The organism is Peptoclostridium litorale DSM 5388 (assembly GCF_900141635.1).
In the GTDB taxonomy this organism is placed as follows: domain Bacteria; phylum Bacillota; class Clostridia; order Peptostreptococcales; family Peptostreptococcaceae; genus Peptoclostridium; species Peptoclostridium litorale.
The window spans coordinates 1-17,092 of sequence record NZ_FSRH01000010.1; the positions used below are offsets into that span (position 1 = coordinate 1).

General features: G+C 41.4%; 16 protein-coding genes. 5 read left to right on the forward strand and 11 right to left on the reverse strand.

The window, feature by feature from the left end; translation table 11 throughout:
* The 4 genes from BUQ87_RS09885 to htpG form a co-directional block, all read right to left on the reverse strand.
* The coding region (locus BUQ87_RS09885) for a transposase (protein ID WP_143182450.1) at positions 1–277 on the reverse strand (277 nt) is incomplete at its 3' end.
* Positions 278–415: 138 nt separating this feature from the next.
* Entirely contained in the window at positions 416–2,440 is a 2,025-nt protein-coding gene (locus tag BUQ87_RS09890; RefSeq protein ID WP_038263837.1) for a sensor domain-containing diguanylate cyclase, read from the reverse strand.
* A gap of 197 nt (positions 2,441–2,637) precedes the next feature.
* Positions 2,638–2,856: a hypothetical protein gene (locus BUQ87_RS09895; protein ID WP_038263834.1), complete on the reverse strand. Its 219-nt coding sequence runs from the start codon at positions 2,854–2,856 to the stop codon at positions 2,638–2,640.
* Between the two features lie 173 nt (positions 2,857–3,029).
* Positions 3,030–4,913 (reverse strand): molecular chaperone HtpG, encoded by a 1,884-nt coding sequence (gene htpG, locus BUQ87_RS09900; protein ID WP_038263832.1) that lies wholly within the window; start codon positions 4,911–4,913, stop codon positions 3,030–3,032.
* Between the two features lie 228 nt (positions 4,914–5,141).
* Here htpG and BUQ87_RS09905 point away from each other — a divergent pair, with 228 nt between their 5' ends.
* Positions 5,142–7,016 carry a WG repeat-containing protein gene (locus tag BUQ87_RS09905; RefSeq protein ID WP_038263830.1) on the forward strand — a complete coding sequence of 625 codons (1,875 nt, stop codon included), beginning with the start codon at positions 5,142–5,144 and terminating at the stop codon, positions 7,014–7,016.
* 52 nt (positions 7,017–7,068) lie between these two features.
* On the opposite strand, the gene BUQ87_RS15260 is transcribed toward BUQ87_RS09905, so the two are convergent.
* The 4 genes from BUQ87_RS15260 to BUQ87_RS09920 are packed head-to-tail and all read right to left on the reverse strand — an operon-like array spanning position 7,069 to position 9,022.
* A complete protein-coding gene (locus tag BUQ87_RS15260; protein ID WP_159434314.1) occupies positions 7,069–7,227 on the reverse strand; it encodes a hypothetical protein in 159 nt (52 codons plus the stop codon).
* 53 nt (positions 7,228–7,280) lie between these two features.
* Positions 7,281–7,586 (reverse strand): AzlD domain-containing protein, encoded by a 306-nt coding sequence (locus BUQ87_RS09910; RefSeq protein WP_052636046.1) that lies wholly within the window; start codon positions 7,584–7,586, stop codon positions 7,281–7,283.
* Entirely contained in the window at positions 7,579–8,295 is a 717-nt protein-coding gene (locus tag BUQ87_RS09915) for an AzlC family ABC transporter permease (protein ID WP_038263828.1), read from the reverse strand. Before BUQ87_RS09915 ends, BUQ87_RS09910 begins: the two co-directional genes overlap by 8 nt.
* A complete protein-coding gene (locus tag BUQ87_RS09920; protein WP_038263825.1) occupies positions 8,288–9,022 on the reverse strand; it encodes an alanyl-tRNA editing protein in 735 nt (244 codons plus the stop codon). Before BUQ87_RS09920 ends, BUQ87_RS09915 begins: the two co-directional genes overlap by 8 nt.
* Before the next feature lie 113 nt (positions 9,023–9,135).
* Between BUQ87_RS09920 and BUQ87_RS09925 the strand changes: the two genes are divergently transcribed.
* Entirely contained in the window at positions 9,136–10,584 is a 1,449-nt protein-coding gene (locus BUQ87_RS09925) for an aminotransferase-like domain-containing protein (RefSeq protein WP_038263822.1), read from the forward strand.
* Between the two features lie 65 nt (positions 10,585–10,649).
* Here the strand turns inward: BUQ87_RS09925 and BUQ87_RS09930 are convergent, their stop codons facing one another.
* On the reverse strand, positions 10,650–11,861 hold the full coding sequence (locus tag BUQ87_RS09930) for a S8 family peptidase (RefSeq protein WP_143182451.1): 1,212 nt from the start codon (positions 11,859–11,861) through the stop codon (positions 10,650–10,652).
* Positions 11,862–12,054: 193 nt separating this feature from the next.
* Here BUQ87_RS09930 and BUQ87_RS09935 point away from each other — a divergent pair, with 193 nt between their 5' ends.
* The 3 genes from BUQ87_RS09935 (at position 12,055) to BUQ87_RS09945 (ending at position 14,999) form a co-directional block, all read left to right on the forward strand.
* Positions 12,055–13,257 (forward strand): acyltransferase family protein, encoded by a 1,203-nt coding sequence (locus BUQ87_RS09935; RefSeq protein ID WP_038263819.1) that lies wholly within the window; start codon positions 12,055–12,057, stop codon positions 13,255–13,257.
* Between the two features lie 19 nt (positions 13,258–13,276).
* The gene (locus BUQ87_RS09940) at positions 13,277–14,086 is read left to right on the forward strand and encodes a class I SAM-dependent methyltransferase (protein ID WP_052636044.1); all 810 of its coding nucleotides are present in this window, start codon (positions 13,277–13,279) and stop codon (positions 14,084–14,086) included.
* Between the two features lie 94 nt (positions 14,087–14,180).
* Entirely contained in the window at positions 14,181–14,999 is an 819-nt protein-coding gene (locus BUQ87_RS09945; protein ID WP_052636043.1) for a DUF3800 domain-containing protein, read from the forward strand.
* A gap of 111 nt (positions 15,000–15,110) precedes the next feature.
* On the opposite strand, the gene BUQ87_RS09950 is transcribed toward BUQ87_RS09945, so the two are convergent.
* Positions 15,111–15,455, reverse strand: coding sequence for a hypothetical protein (locus BUQ87_RS09950; protein WP_038263815.1), 345 nt, complete (start codon positions 15,453–15,455; stop codon positions 15,111–15,113).
* Between the two features lie 280 nt (positions 15,456–15,735).
* The gene (locus BUQ87_RS09955; RefSeq protein ID WP_052636042.1) at positions 15,736–17,091 is read right to left on the reverse strand and encodes a sensor histidine kinase; all 1,356 of its coding nucleotides are present in this window, start codon (positions 17,089–17,091) and stop codon (positions 15,736–15,738) included.
* Between the last annotated feature and the right edge of the window lies 1 nt (position 17,092).

Here is a 17,092-nt window from a genome sequence, read left to right on the forward strand (position 1 = left end):
AAACATTATATTTCCCACTTAGTTCTAGTCTGGAATGTTTCCCGGTTATGAACGCTTCGACAATCTCCAATTTAAATTCTTTAGTATATGACGCATTACTGTTGGAGTATTCAAACGCTCTAGCGCCATGATACATATACAACAAGTACCATTTTTTAATAGTAATGCTGCTTGCACCAATACTCTTTGCAAGACTTTTGTAACTTCCTTCTCCAGCTTTATAAGCTTCGCATACTTTTATTTTCTCTTCTTTGCTGAATTTCGGTTTTCTCCCCATAAAAATACCTCCAAGTAGTTTGTCTAATTTTAATTAATTAGACTGTCTACTTTGGAGGTATCATATCATTCGAGGTTCCCTTTAAAATTTCCATTATATCAACATCATTCTTAAACACAGCCAAACTGTTTGATCTTTTCATCTTTCAATCCTGTTTCTTCCTTCTCTTTTTGCCTTGTATAAAAGATCATCCGCTCTCTTTATCATTTCCTTGTAATCTCCGTCCGTGTTATACTGGGCTACGCCTCCGCTTATGGTCATTCTTATTTTCCCATCGTGAAATAGAGTGTTTTCGACATCTTTTCTTATTCTTTCGGCTACCAGAACCGCATTATCCTTATCCGCATTTGGAAGTATGACAAGGAACTCTTCTCCTCCATATCGACCTACATGGTCACCTTTTCTCAGGCTGCTTTTTATAGTTTCGGCTATTTTGGTTAAAACCTGGTCTCCAATTTGATGGCCGTAGTCATCATTTATGCTCTTGAAATGATCAGCATCACACATCACTACAGATAATGATTTATATTCATTGGGGATATTCTTTGCAACCTCTTTCAAAATACCGAAAATATGCCCTCTATTGGATATTCCCGTCAAATGGTCCTTCGTTGACTTTTCAATCAGTTTCGATTCGCTTTCCCTTAGCTTTATATTCATGTGCTCAAGTTTTGATAACGTCTCCTTCGTCTTTGATATGTCCTTGGAGTTGCATGCATATCCTATTATATCCATATTTTCATCATAAAGCGCCGAAAATGACGAAAGGACTATTATCTCGCAGCCATCTGATTTTTTGAGCACATTTTCTATGTTTTCAGCCGTGTTACTTTCTTTAAGCCTTCCAATAACTTCTTCTCTTGAGAAGCTTCCCCCAAATAGCTTTTCAATGGGTTTGTCTAAAAATTCTGTTTTTTCATATCCAAGCAAATTCATTGTGTACTCATTGACCCTTTTCACGTTAAACTCTTTGTCTAGAACCATGAAGACATCTCCTACTGAGTCTATTATATTCTCAAGATATTTCTTTGAAATTATGGTGTCTGAAAGCTTTCCTGCCATTTCCGCAAAAGACCTTGAAAGGACTCCTATTTCATTTTCTCCGTCATATTCAACTTCCACATTCAAGTTGTTCCATGAGACATTTTCCATTTTCCCCGCTAAATTCACAAGCGGATTTGCTACATATCTCGCCGTAAGAAACATTATGAGCATAAAACTGGCAAAGGCATATATTAGCATCACTGACAATATCGCTCTTTTCATTTCTTCAAACTCCAATGCTGCAACACTATAGTCATATATTATTTCTATCACTTTTTCAGAATCTTCAATATTGCTTCCCTTGAATGTATTTACATAGACATAATCTCTTTCAACAAACCCCTTACTTCCATAAATTTTATAATCTTTTTCATTTTTCGTAACTCTATCAAGCAGCTTTATCTTTTCTTCATCTTTTTCAAGCTCATTGTACCCGAGCTTGAAATGGTTCCTGTCATATACATATACGTCCCTTATGAAGGGGTTATTGTTTTTGAGCTGCTTTGCTATGCCGACATAGTCAAACTCATTTATATATCTCTTAAGCTCTTCGGATGACACGCCAACTTCCAGTAGATATTTATGGTCACTAGTTGGCATGTATGCCCATTTTCTAAGCTGCTGGGTCCTGCGCTCCGCAGTGACATTCGATATTTCAATCTCACCGCCTATCCTTATTTTTGTAAGCTCCTTATAAACCTTAGGCGTGTCTTTAAAGTCCAGTCCAAGCACTTTCTGAAAAGTGGAGTGTATTATTACACCATTTTCGTCTATCACATAAAAATCCATAATTCCATTGTATGCCTCTTTCAGCTTCTGCAGGTCAATTTTCGAAGGGTCCATGTCATTTTCATCATATGCCTGACCAAAACTTTCAAGACCTTCCTTCATTACACTGTCATAATAACTCGAAACCAGCTCGTAGTTCTTTTCTGTGAACTTCATGGATTCTATTATGCTGTTTTTGGACTGGTCTACAGCTATTTGCGCAGAACGGTTTATGCTTGTTTTTATACTATTGCTCGTAATCAGATAACAGGATGTCATTACAGGGAATATTATAAGAACTATTGTCAGAACATAACTATATTTGATGGAGGTGTTTTTCAATTTTAGCATGGCATCCCCCCCAGGGTTTACACATTGTCAACAAATTATATTCATCAATCATCATATGAATATTATACCATGTTAATCTTTCAAAATAAAATGTCGAAATTTACTTTACGTACCCTTAATATATTTGTATCATTCAAAAAATAAAAAACGTCCCGGATTTTTATTCCAAGACGAAATTTTTATAAAAGTGCAGCCAATTATTTGTCAAGCATTGACATCATAGACATCATGCCCATCATTTGGCCCATGTCCACGCTTGAATCCTTCATCATGTCATTGCACGCAGGCATCATTTCCTGAAGCATTCCCTGAGGGTTTTGCATGAACATTTCAAATAGCGTAGGCATTATCATCTTAACAAATTCCACTTTTTCGTCATTAGACAGGGCTTCAAATTTAACCTTTAATTCTTCCATATCTTTTCCTCCCAATTTATAAACTTTTTAATTGACGCTTTATTATAATAACATCATATGGCTTGAAATTTCAATACCATAAGGTCCACTTTCTCATTTGCGCCAAATCGTCTCTTTCAAGTATTCAGATTGAATAAGAACCATTGACCTTGAACACATCCAGCTTTGAATCACTATATCATTATCTTGCATATATTGTTCGTGAATTCAACTGGATCCTCCAACGGCAGCCCCTCTATGAGACGAGCCTGATTGTAAAGCACGCTTGTATAGAGTTTGAATTTTTCACTGTCCTTTTCGAACGCATCCTTCAGCTTTGAAAACACATCATGGCTGGTGTTTATCTCAAGAACCTTTTCAGCCATTACACCCTGTCCATTTGGCATTGCGCTCAGTATCTTTTCCATCTCTATTGTAAGCTCTCCTTCGTTCGACAGGCATACAGGATGATTTTTAAGCCTCTTTGAAGCCCTTACGGCCTTTACGCTGCCCGAAAGCATCTCCTTCATCTTTTCAAAAATGCCATTGTTTTCGCCGCTTTCATCATCCGAGCTTCCTTCTTTTTTGCTTTCGTCTTCTATTCCAATGTCAGATCCCGATACAGACCTGAACTCCTTGTCCTCATAATTTGAAAGCATCCTTATTGCAAACTCGTCCACCTCGTCAGTGAAATAGAGTATTTCATATCCCTTGTCCGCAACCATCTCCGTCTGAGGCATTTTTTCTATCCTGTCCACAGACTCTCCTGCAGCGTAGTAGATGTATTTTTGATCTTCTGGCATTCTTGATACATATTCTCCAAGTGTCACCAGCTTGTTCTCCTTTGAAGAGTGGAACATTATAAGGTCCTTAAGCACGTCCTTGTTCATTCCAAAATCGCTGTATATCCCGTATTTAAGCTGCCTTCCAAACTCACTGTAAAAGGATTCGTATTTTTCCCTCTCGTTTTTGAGAAGGTTTGAAAGCTCATTTTTTATCTTGTTTTTTATGTTTTTTGCTATGAACTTGAGCTGCCTGTCGTGCTGTAGCATCTCCCTTGATATGTTGAGCGAAAGATCGTCCGAATCCACCATACCCTTTACAAATCCGAAATAGTCAGGAAGAAGGTCAGAGCACTTGTCCATTATGAGAACTCCGCTCGAATAAAGCTCAAGGCCCTTTTCATACTCTTTCGTGTAAAAATCATATGGAATCTTTTCAGGTATGAAAAGCACCGCATTGTAGCTTACAGTTCCGTCTACATTGAGGTGTATATATTTTGCAGGCTTGTCAAATCCATAGCGCTTTTCAGAGTAAAAAGCCTCATAGTCCTCGTCCTTGAGCTCGCTTTTATTCTTTTTCCATATCGGAACCATGCTGTTTAGGGTATTTTCCTCTACATACTCCTCGAACTCGTCACTGCTTCCCTCTTTGAGCCTGCTCTCTTTCATCTCCATTTTGATAGGGTATCTTATGAAATCGGAATACCTCTTGACAATTGACTTTATACTGTATTGGTCAAGGTACTCGTCAAAATTCTCGTCTTCAGTGTTTTCCTTTATTTTAAGCTCTATAAGTGTTCCCACGGAGTCCTTTTCACACTTCTCTACAGTGTATCCGTCAAGCCCGTCAGACTCCCATCTGTAAGCCGCGTCGCTTCCAAGAGCCCTGCTTGTGACTCTGACCTTGTCCGCAACCATGAAAGCTGAATAAAAGCCCACTCCAAACTGGCCTATTATGTCGCATCCGTCCTTCATTTCATTTTCGCTCTTGAATGCAAGCGAACCACTTTTTGCTATGACTCCGAGATTTTCCTCAAGCTCCTCTTTTGTCATACCTATTCCAGTATCCGTTATTTGCAGCATCCTGTTTTCCCTGTCAGATTCTATCTTTATATAATAGCTGTCCTTTTCAAACGTAAGCTTATCGTCCGTAAGCGCCCTGTAGTAGATCTTGTCTATGGCGTCGCTCGCATTTGAAATCAGCTCTCTTAAAAAAATCTCCCTGTGAGTGTATATCGAATTGATCATCATGTCCAGCAGCCTTTTTGACTCTGCCTTAAACTGCTTTTTTTCCAAATCTAACCTCTCCTTCCGATAAAATAAAATATTTTTCACCTGTTAGCACTCTGTCCATTCGAGTGCTAATTCCATTTTTAAAATACAACTTTTTATCCTTTTTGTCAATACCATCTCGTGTTTTACATTTTAAGGTTTATTTAATAAAAATATCCACACTAGATGTTATCATTAAAAGAGTAACTCTTTGCTACCATATAAATCAAAATCATAAGACAGGAGGAAAATATGGAATCAAAAAAACCACTCATACTGGCAATTGCAATTATAATGCTAATTTCATTCTCGCCGGTTGAAAAAACGTGCTTTGCTCAGAAGGACGTGGTCGGCAGCTACTCAATGTCCAGCAGGGAGGTTCTTTTCAACCCAGGAAAAGGCAGCGCCTATTTAATCGCATATGAAGTGGCAGGCAAAAACGGCACATACATCTGCGTAGACGATCTGGAGGCTTTGAACTTCTCCAAAAAATGGAACCCTAAAAAACGCGTGACCAGCTTTGACCTAAAGGTTGAAGAGCGCTACTCAGACGAGTACCCTCCAGAGGAGATGCTAGACTTTGAGGTAAACGCCAGGATACTCGAAAAAAACAAAGACTACCTGGAAAATCATAAAGACCTGTACAAATCCAACGTCAAAATATTAGTAAACGGCCAGGAAGTGGAAAGCTACAATGCAGACGGGTATTCACTGGTAAGCGTTGAAAGCCTCAAAAGCATAGGGCTCGACAACTTCTTTGTATGGAATGGCAGCATGCACATAAGCGGAAAGCTCTACCCCATGACGAGCGATTTCGGCATGGGGCTTGTGGACGTTTACGGGAATATAATAGTCAAGCCAAACTACGATTCATTAGAGTTCTTCAGTAGTGACGCGGACAAATACCTGGTGGAAAAAGACGGCAAATTCATGGTTATAGACTCCCGAAACCAGCTCGTAAAAGACCTTTCGTCGTATAGTTTTTCCGAAAGGGCATACGCATATGCTGAAGGCAGCGGCCTTGTCAGAATAATCGACTATGAAAACGACAAGGAGGAACTTTTCAACTCCAATGGGCAAAGCGTAATGTCCTGCGATGAAAACGATACTATGTCGGGCGGTAAATACAAGGATTCATATTTCGTAGGCAGCGACTATGTCGTAGGCGAAAAATTCGACGGTTCAAGGCGCATATTCTCCATTGAAAACGAAAAACTTGTCCCATTTGCTGTGATCCAAACGCCTGATGAAGGTTATAACAGCATATATGCCATATTAGGCGGCATGATATTCGAACAAATCGACTACGACGCCCCGTTGAATATATACGATGCCAATGGAAATCAGATTTCAAACCCAGGATACCTTTCCATATATCCATTCAGAGGAGACTACGCAGTAGCCATTCTGCCAAATAAAAAGCTCACGTTCGTGGACAAAAGTCTTGAAAGAGCCACAGATATGGAGTTCAAGGACGTTTCAAAAGTTGAAAACGGCCTTTTCATATTCCTGAAGGACATCGAGTATGACGGCAACCGAAGCAGTGCAACAGGGCTTGAAGGGGCTCTGTTTGGAATAGGCAGCATCGACGGCGGCGTAATGATTCCCGCCGACTACAAAAAGCTAAAAGTCTACGACAGCCTTATAAGATTTTCAAAAGAAGGAGAGCTTTACGGGGTCATGGACAAAAACCAGAATATAATACTCCAAGAGAGGTTCGATTCAATACAGGTTATAAACGGCAAGATATACGCCCTGCAGGGAGACCAGCTTTTCACCTACTCCACAGGCGGACAGCTTGAAAGCCAGGAAAAATTCACTGGCCAAGTTGAGCTCAGGGACTCAGTAAAGTACTACGGGCAGTTCGCATCCGATAAGGTTAATCACGACTACCCAAAGGATCTTCCATATAGCGTGTGGGACGATTACAAATACGGGCTCAGCGCTGAAAGCGACATAGACTATTTTGAGGAAAACAGCTACAGTGACCCAGAGCAGCACTACGGGTTTTCAACAGTGAAGTACATGGTTACAAAAAAAGGAGTTAGAATTCCATATGCCATAACAACAAGGGGGATGCCCGTACCTCCAGGAGACGGCTACTTCCCGACTTACCTTCAAAAATAAATTGTCAAAAGCCCTGATTCACTATAAAATCAGGGCTTTTAAATAACATTCACTATTTCATGCCTTGTCTTGTATACATATTATTTTTTACTGATTTTCCATCATGCTGGCTGCGATTTTTATCGGGCATGTTCTTTATTATAATCGCAGCTACTGTGATGGTTATCCCGACTATCAGATAAACCGACGCTATGACCCTCGTATTCTCCATTCAAAGTCCCCCCTCTCTCAAAATACTTTTATAGACAGTCTTTCACACTCTCCCTAAATGAAAGACAAACATGCATATGCAAACAGCATAGACCCTATTACAGCTACAAACAAATTTTCCCTTATGCATATCAAAAGAGCCGCGACTCCAAGCGCCATTGTCGATACCACGGGATGCCCTGGTACCGCCGAAACCCCCTCCGGTATTACCATGGCCCCAAGCGCCGCATACGGGATGTATGTCAGGCTCCTTCTAGCCTGCTGGGAAAGGTTTATCTTCTCCAGAATGTAAAACGGCAGAACCCTCGGTACATATGTCACTACCATCATTCCAAGTATGACCATGTAAACTTTACTCACAGCAGCTCACCTCGCACTTTCCTTCTCCCCTGTCCAAAAGAGTCCATATCCCGACCGTAAGGACTATTACTATTATTATGTGCCATCCCATAGGAACAAAATCCAGCCTGTGCACAAGCATGTTCACTGCTCCAGAAGTTGCCACCACACCGAATATTTTAAGCGACTTTTTGATCTCCGGGGTAAGTATGGCAAGAAACATCGCATAAAGCGCCACGCCCATGCTCTGGTTAAGCGCGGAAGGCAGGACGCTTCCAAGCTGGAATCCAAGAAACGATCCCAGCGAGAGCGACAGGTACGCCGTCATGGCCATGGGAATATAAAAGCTGGCACTTATCTTTTCCTGCTTCAAATACGCTATCGAATACGTCTCGTCGGTCATCCAAAACGCCATTATAGGGCGCCATCTCATTGAATCCTCGTCAAGCTTCGTGCTCATGGAGGCCCCCATTATAAAATGCCTGAAGTTGAAAAGCAGCGTCGTAAACACTATGCTCGCTATTCCCGCCCCCGATTTCAAAAGCTCTATAGCCATGAACTGGGACGCCCCCGCATACACAATCGCCGAAAAGCCCATACATTCCAAAAGGCTTGTTCCAGCAGACTTCGCAAGTATTCCAAAAGTCATTGCTATAGGTATGAATCCAAAGGCTATTGAAAATCCCGACTGGAATCCGGCTCTTATCTCTTTCTTTTTATTTTCATTCATCTGATCCGCCCCCCTTTTCGATCTCGACGAATATCCTCTTGTTTGACTTTCCCTTGTTCTTGTATCCGACAATGCTTATCCTTCCTACCTCTGACGTGTTGATTAAATGGGTTCCCCCATCAGCCTGAATATCGAGCCCTTCTATGTCTATCGTCCTTATCTCCCTTATCCCTTCGGGAAGCAGGTTTATCTTGGTCCTTATAAGGTCTGGAATTTTAAAGGCCTCTTCCCTCTCCAGAAAGTTTATGTGTATCTCCCTTTTGTTTGTAACCTCGACGTTTATCTTTTCCTCAATCTCTTCAATGAGCTCCTTGTCAAGGTTTGGAAATTCAAAGTCCATTCTGCCCTTTAGCACGTCCATATTCACCCCTGTAACCTGGACCCTGTAGTCCCTCCACACCACTCCGCAAAGTATGTGCATTGCGGTATGCGTCTTCATTATGTCGTATCTGTAGTCCCAGTCTATAATTCCCTTTAGCGCCTCTCCTCTTTCAGGCAGTTCCCCATTGATGTAGTGGTAGACCCCTGCACCTTTTTTCTTCACAGATTCGACAGGATACGCCGAGTCTTTTCCAACAAGCATTCCCCTGTCGCAAAGCTGTCCTCCCCCACCAGGGAAAAATGCGCTTTTGTCGAGAACCACAGCACTTTCCTCTTCATCTATTTCAACAACATGGCATTCAAAGTCCTTGATATAGCTGTCATTTAAAAATAGTAGTTCAGTCATTTTGAATTCCTCCCAATACATTCCATTTGAATATTCTGTTATTTTACTGTAGTATAAAAGAAATATGGCATAACAGTCAAAACAAAAGCATAACAGTTCAAGGAGGGATATAAGTGTTCATCTCCATAGACAAGCATAAAAAAGAGCCCCTGTACAAGCAGGTGGCAAGCGGCATCACGGACAAGATACTTTCAGGCGAGCTTTCACTGAACATGAGGCTGCCTTCAGTGAGGGAGCTTTCAAATATGCTGGGCCTGAGCCACATGACAATAGTAAAGGCATATGAGCTTCTCGAAAAGGACAGGATGATAGTCAAAATCCACGGAAAGGGCGTATTTGTAAATTCGTCAGTATCAGGCCAAGACCCGGGCGCCGAGATGATATCGGCATGGTACAGTTCCATAGAAGACTACCAGCCAAGGGGTCTTACACTCAACCTTTTGAAAAACACACTCAGCAAAAAAAAATTCAACATGTCATACTCAATGCTTTGCGAAAGCCAGTCATTCAAGCCGAATGACATGCTTTCAAATCTAATATCCATGCAGCCCGATTCGCTCTTGGCTTATACCGACACTTCAGGCGACCCCGCGCTCAAGGGGGCCTTTTCGTCATACGTTTCAAAGTACAGGGGCTTCGAACTGCCACAAGACAATATGATAGTGGTCTCGGGCACCCAGCAGGGGTTGAGCCTCATGGCCTCGGTCTTCACAAGTTCAAAAGACCTTGTCATGGTCGAATCGCCAACATACACAGGTGCCATAGATGCATTCAAAAGCTCTGGCGCGCTTATAAAGCCGCTTGACGTTTCAAGCCCGAGAGCCCTTATAAACAATGTACTCAGGCAGTGCGACCAAAGGCCTCCAAAATTCATATATATAACCCCAAACTACAGCAACCCCACAGGCTACTGCCTTTCAAAAACGGAAAGGCTGGAGCTACTGGACATAGCAGACGCCTTTAATTTCCACATAATAGAAGACGACCCGTGGGGCGAGATACCCTTCGAAAAAGAGACTGTGCTTCCAACAAAAGCCTATGATTCAAACGAAAGGGTTGTATACCTCAAGGGAATGAGCAAGGTGTTTGGAGCCGGATACAGAGTGAGCTTTCTGTGCGCCTCAAAGGACATTGTAAGGGCTGTTGAAAAAGCGAAGGCCCAGCAGGACCTTGGAACTTCGCTGCTTTCGCAAAGGCTTATGGCCCAGGTTATCGCAAGCGGCCGTGTGGACGCCCACATAAAAAGCATAGGGGCCTTCATAAGAAAGAGGATGAGTATCACTGAAAAGATATTCAAAGAAAGCCTGGATAAAGATGTAACTTACAGTATTCCAAAAGGCGGATTCAACATTTGGCTGAGGCTCCCCGATAATATAAGCACGGAGGAAATACTCTTTTCCCAGGCCGGCGACAAGGGAATAAGTTTCCTGCCAGGAGCGATATGCTATCCTGTACGCCCCCGCCACAACGAGCTTAGGATTTCAGTTTCATATATTGAGGACGAAGACTTCAAACTCGCAGTTCTGACGCTTTGTCAAATAATAAATAAGTCTTTGAAATAATAGTAAAAGGCAAGGCGCATTATATGGAAATATAATGCACCTTGCCTTTTATGTTCTATACGATGTTAATTTATTCCACTTGCCTTAACCGCGTCAATAAGTCCGTATCCAAACTTCTCGTCCTTGCCCGTTGCGCCTATGTCAGTACATGCGGCTTGAAGTTTATCCGCTTTGAGACCTTTAATGTCAAGTGCAGGGTCCTTTTCAACCATAAGTGCAATGACTCCCGCCACGTGAGGAGTTGCCATTGAAGTCCCGTTAAACGTCCTGTATTCGCCGTTTTTGTATGTCGAATATATTTCCACTCCCGGAGCCGAAACGTCAACCTGAGGCCCTCTCGAAGAGAAACTCGCCAGATTGTCGTATCTATCAGTTGCCGACACTGCTATTGTGCTGTCAAATGCCGCCGGATAATCCACATCCGAGCCGTCATTTCCAGCCGCTGCTACAATAATTATCCCCTCCGCAGAAGCCTTATCTATTGCGATTTCAAGTGCGTCGCTCCTGTAATTCGAACCAAGGCTCATGTTTATTATGTCAATATACATGCCATCACTAGTATCACTGTTCCTACTGATCGCCCACTCAATTCCAGCAATTATGCTGGATATGTATCCTGAACCCTTTCTGTCCAGAACCTTTATGGCGTAAATGTCAGCATCGGGGGCCACCCCTACAGTCCCTATTTCATTGTCTTTCGCGGCTGCTATCCCTGCCACATGAGTTCCATGGCCGTTGTCATCGTCATAGCTTTTTGCAGAATTTATAATGTTAATGCCGCCGAGCACATTTATGTCCGGATGGTCAATGTCTATTCCCGTGTCCATTATAGCTATGCCGACTCCTTTTCCAGATGGAAGGCTCGAAATCCGTTCCAAAGGCTCACCGCCATATGCGTTGATCCTCTCCATGTTCCAAGGCACCGTCTGACCTGTTGGCTGAGCATCTTCACCGCCTGGCTTTGAAGGCTTTGTCGGCTTAGGGCTTGCATACACCTCGAAGTCGCTTTCAACTTTTTTTACCTTTTTTTCCTTAACCAGGTCAATAAGCCTGCTTTTGCTCACAACCGCACTTTGCCCGTTGATCAGTTTTAGCTTTTGGGGATTTGTAAGGCCGTATTTCATATTTATGGCGGCAATGTCGCCTTCTGTCGCATCATCCCCATAAATAATAATCACCCTGTTGCCGCTTAAAACAATTCCTGGAGGCGTCGCTCCAAATCCCGTAGTCACTTCTTCCTGTGAAAAGGCCGCCCCCCCAAGGTCATTATGCCGCACAAGGCTACCAAAATAAAACTAATCAGTTTTTTCATAACCATTCCCCCTCTTTTATTTGCTTATAAAATAAATACCCTATAAATCAAGCTGATTATCCAAAATTTTTATATTTTAAATTTAAACTCGTTTTTGAGGGGTAGCTATACTATACAACGCAGATGTTTGAACCTGTCAATACAGAAAGGGGATAGAATTGCAAAATCCAATAGCAAGAGGGGAAAGGCGGCATGAATACGACGTGATGAGGGAAATAATTGTGGCAGGCGTCAGCTTTTTTCACACTGCACGGATATTTGACGATCTGGGCAACTTTTATGTGAAAAATGATGCTGTGATTCCTGCGGCTTCTGCCTTTAACATGGTGGCCGTACAAATCGGAATGCCTATGCTGTTTGTAATCGCGGGATTTAGCATATGGAGTTCACTTCAAAAACGAAGACCTTTTGAATTCATACTCGAAAGACTTAGAAGGCTTATTGTCCCATTCATCGTGGGAATTTCCACTATAGTTCCGCCCCAAAAATATTTTCAATCGCTGCGCAGTGCGACGCATTACGAGTCATATGGTCATTTTTATTTGCGCTTTTTTGATGTCTCATTCACCTGGGACTTTCCATGGTTTCTCACCGGTTCTGCGGGAAGCCGCCTGTTTGATAGGGGCAATTCATGGTTCTTGTATGACCTGTTCGTATTCACAATTCTCCTGCTTCCGTTTTTTTTATACCTTCAAAGCAGGCATGGCCAAAGACTGGCTGGCCGTATTGCTGACATTTGCTCCATTCCATATGCAATTTTTTTATTTGCGATTCCAATAGCTCTTATTGAAGCTGTTTTCAAAACCGATTTTGCCGGCGGCTGGGGCAAAGCAGCATATATCCCATTTATAGTATGCGGATATATGCTAGGCGTCGATGACAGGTTTGGAAAGGCGCTTTACAAGCATAGAAAAATATCAGCAGCACTTGGCATGATGACATTTGCAGTTGGTTCGGTCCTTTATAATATGCTCTCAAAAAATTCAAACATAGACCCTTTGACATCTTATGATTCTGCAAGCGTGTTTTTCAGGACAGTAAAGGGAATAAACGGATGGCTTCTTAGCGTCTCACTTTTAGGCTTTTTAGAGTCAATCCGCCTAAAAAACCCCAGTAAAAATCATTTTGGAAATACTGTAGAGCAATATGCAAACAGGGCTGTCCTGCCGTTTTATCTGCTGCACGAGACAGTTGTAGTTATAACAGGCTTTCATGTAATTCAGTGGCATATGGATGCCTTTTTAAAATTCCTGATAATTGGCCTTTCGTCTTTTGCCTTTACGCTGCTGATTTACGATTGCTTAATAAGGCGATTCAAATTGATGAGGCTGTTATTCGGCATGAAGCCCGACATAGGATAAATCGCGGGGGTGATGAAAAATGAAAAATTCAAAACGCTCAAAAAAATCTGAAACCGGCAAAATCAAAAACCCCTATTTTGAAATTCAGGCCGAAATAGGAGTTACGAAGCACGGAGGCGGAAGATCTGCTACTGACAAACTCGCAGTCCTTTGCAAAATTGACAGTGATTCATATGTGCTGGATGTCGGCTGCGGGCCTGGAATGAGTTCATGCCATATAGCAGAAAATTATGGATGCAAAGTGGTGGGAATAGATATTTCAGAAAAGATGATACAGCATGCAAGGGAGAGAGCGAATAGAAAAGGCCTTGAAGACATTGTGGAGTTCAAAGTTGCCGATGCCCAGAACCTTCCCTTTGAGGAAGGGCTGTTTGACGTGGTTATAAGCGAGTCTGTGACTGCTTTTTTAGATGACAAGACCAGGGGAATCAGTGAGTATGCACGGGTTTTGAAATCAAGCGGATATGTCGGCATAAACGAAATCACTTGGATGGGTGAGCCCGATCTCGATGTGGCAGATTTCATGAAGCGAGCCATGGGAGGTGTTGTTCCCGAGACTATGAGCAGCTGGATTGGACTTCTTGAAAATGGCGGCTTTCATGAAATAACAGCCCTAAATTATGAAATGAAAATATTCAGGCAATGGCTCAATGAGGTGAGGGGCCTGGAAGCAAGGGATTATATGAGATTCACTTTAAAATTGCTCTCTTTGATTGTAAAAAGCAATGAGTACAGGAGCATAATGAAGGATATGGTAAAGGATTCCCTGTCGATTCCAAAGAGGTTCTTAAAAAGCTGGGGCTATGGCATATATGTTGGCAAAAAATAACTCAAAATTGTTGAATCAATAGACAAATGCAAACGATTTTAAAGAAGTACATCTTGCAGTAAAACCAACAACAAACTACAACGAGGTGCCTAACATGGAAAAACATGTGAAAAAGTCAAAAAAAATCAAATATGTTATTTATATTGATGAATCCGGGGTCACAGGCGGAGACAAGGGTTTTTTCGCCATTGCCGCATGCGTTTTTAACAAGAAATACATAGACGAATTGGACGAAAAGCTTAATGCGTTTAAAATTGACTGTTTTGGAAGAAAGGATATAATACTTCATCTAAAGGATATTTCCGAGGGCGTTAATGATTTCAGCATGGAAAATGGCGTCTCAAGCGTTCAGCTCAGGTACTTTTGGAGCAAGCTTCCTGAATTCTTGTACAGTGTCAACTTTAAAATAATATCAATAACAGTTGACAAGGAAATGCTTTATAAATATTTTAAGACTCCCAAAAACGTATATGAGGTAGCCTTTGGACATCTGTTCCAGGCTGTTTACTATATTCTAGACAGCGAGGACACTGAAAGCCTTAATATAATTTGTGAGTCAAGAAACCCTAATCTCAACTTCATGGCCCAAAGAGCCTTTTTTAACATATACAATTCGGGTACACCTTATATGGATATATCCACTCAAATGAGAAAAATGAGATCATTCGAATACAGGGACAAGTCTGAAAACATAGCTGGTCTGCAGATAGCAGACCTGGTGTGTAATCCTTTGAGAAGAGTAAGAATGGGGCTGATAGAGGCCATGCCCAGGTTTGTGGATGCCTACAGCGAAAACAGCATATTCAAGACAGTAAAATATAAGCTCTACTGCCCTTTTAATGACGGTGATTTTAAAAACTGGTCTTTTAAAAAAGTTCCCCTACTTGAAGAATCCTTTAGTGTTGGAAAATGAATTTATGAATTTATGAATTTATCATTTCGCTTATAAAAACAACCTATCAATAGGGCTTGTATGCTGGTGACTTCAGTCATGTGTATACAAGCCCTATTGATAGGACAATTCTTAATTTTCTACTCTTTCCTTTGTAATATATAATTTATACCCTGCAGCTGCAAGTATTTCTTCAGCGTCAATATAGCTTAAATTCTCATTTTTCAGCCTTTCCGCCATATCCTCATATGCAATATCTTCATCACGTATTCCACTGACACGCTTGGCGATTTCAGAAATGCTCAAATCCTCATATTCCAAAATACCCTGTATCTTTTCATTCACAGAAAGCTCTAGTTGATTAATAAAATCCAGAAGCTGATCCTGTGGGATGTCAATAACAAGCGCCAATTGCACCACTTCTTCTATTGTGACGTCTTTCTGATTTCTTATTAATTCCCTAAGCCTATTAATCACATATCTCCCCTCCCTGTACAAATTTGATTTTCACATGGTCTTAAAATTGTTTTATGCAATGCAATAGGTAGGCACTTTAATCCAAACTGCCATAAAATCTATTTCACAGCATATAATACCCATACCCTTTCCATTACAAGGATAACAACTGCCAGTTAAAATCTCCCTTTGCATAATACAAAGACCACATCAAGCAATCCCATATCTGTAATCTTTTAAATCATACTCATATAAAATCAAAAGTCATTCTATCATCTGAATAAGTACTTGTCCACAAAGTCTAAAAATGGTCGATTTCTATTACAAACCTGCATCCACTCTCATACGCTGAGTCCAGCGATATCGTTCCTCCATGTTTTTCAATTATATGTCTCGTTATGGAAAGTCCCAGCCCCGAACCGCCAAACTCCCTGTTTCTCGAATTTTCAACCCTTACCATAGGCTCAAATATTATACTGTTGTATTCCTTTGGTATGCCGACCCCCGTATCAGATATGGCTATTATGACTTTGGAATTTTCGCTCTTCATGGAGACGTCTATTGAAAAGTCCCTCTTGTTGTATTTCATGCTGTTTTGAATTATATTGTCTATTGCCCTTTCAAATTTAATCTTGTTTACATCTAAAATTACAGGCCCGTCCGGTATGTCAAAAGAATAGTCTATTCCATTGTCTTCAAATTCATTCACATACTGTATGAGCTTTATTCTCATGAGCTCGCAAATATCGGCTTTTTCAGTCTTAATCGGCCCTTCATCCATTTCTATGTGAGAAAGCTCAAAAAGCTCCTGTATGAGCTTGTTTGCAAGAACCCCGTTTGAGTTTATTATTTCAAGAGCCCTTTGCACATCTTCGCAGTTAAATTCCTTTATCTCATTTGAATCTATAAGCGTTTGCGAGTAGCCTATTATGTTTGTCAAAGGCGTCTTCACATCATGGGATATGTTTAGTATAAGCTTTTTCCTGTTGGATTCCGATTTTTCCCTGAGGCCTATCTCCTGCTTTATCTTTTTGCTCATGCTGTTTATTGAATCCTTTAAAATTTCCAGTTCATTCGACGAATCAAACTTAATGTCAAAGTCATAATCCCCCCTGCCTATGAGGACTACTCCTTCCACAAGCTTTCCTATAGGAGTTATTATCTTCTTTGATGTTACGTTTGCATATACGACTGCAGCCATGAATGAAAGCGCTATGAAAACCCCTATGAAAAACATAAGAACACCCTTATAGTCGCGTCCCTCGGACATGTAAAGCAGCATGAATCTGTCGGAATCGTCTATGTATTCTACATAATGGTACCCCAGGTAGTCTTGCGAAAATATCATTTCGTTGAACTCCCTGAGTGTATACACATAGCCCTTTGAATTCGGCGAGTTCACGCTGTCCAATACTTTATAGTCGTTGTCTATGACCTCTATGTAGTCTCCTTTTTCAACCGGCTGGCGATTGAATGCGTACTCAAGCCCATTGCTTTTGTAGTCCCTTATCATCTCATCGGTATCTATGGATGCCTTTTCCTCAATGCTGGTAAAATACGCATCCTGGAGCAGTATTGTCGTAACGGCAAGCGCTATTATGAGGAGGAACATTATCATATAATTTATGGCAAACTGCCTTGATATTTTCGACCCCATT

Coding starts and splice junctions, on each gene's coding strand:
- BUQ87_RS09920 (WP_038263825.1), bottom strand. CDS start 9,022: ATGACTGAACTACTATTTTTAAATGACAGCTATATCAAGGACTTTGAA.
- BUQ87_RS09955 (WP_052636042.1), bottom strand. CDS start 17,091: ATGGGGTCGAAAATATCAAGGCAGTTTGCCATAAATTATATGATAATG.
- BUQ87_RS09945 (WP_052636043.1), top strand. CDS start 14,181: ATGGAAAAACATGTGAAAAAGTCAAAAAAAATCAAATATGTTATTTAT.
- BUQ87_RS09890 (WP_038263837.1), bottom strand. CDS start 2,440: ATGCTAAAATTGAAAAACACCTCCATCAAATATAGTTATGTTCTGACA.
- BUQ87_RS09895 (WP_038263834.1), bottom strand. CDS start 2,856: ATGGAAGAATTAAAGGTTAAATTTGAAGCCCTGTCTAATGACGAAAAA.
- BUQ87_RS09940 (WP_052636044.1), top strand. CDS start 13,277: ATGAAAAATTCAAAACGCTCAAAAAAATCTGAAACCGGCAAAATCAAA.
- BUQ87_RS09915 (WP_038263828.1), bottom strand. CDS start 8,295: ATGAATGAAAATAAAAAGAAAGAGATAAGAGCCGGATTCCAGTCGGGA.
- BUQ87_RS09905 (WP_038263830.1), top strand. CDS start 5,142: ATGGAATCAAAAAAACCACTCATACTGGCAATTGCAATTATAATGCTA.
- BUQ87_RS15260 (WP_159434314.1), bottom strand. CDS start 7,227: ATGGAGAATACGAGGGTCATAGCGTCGGTTTATCTGATAGTCGGGATA.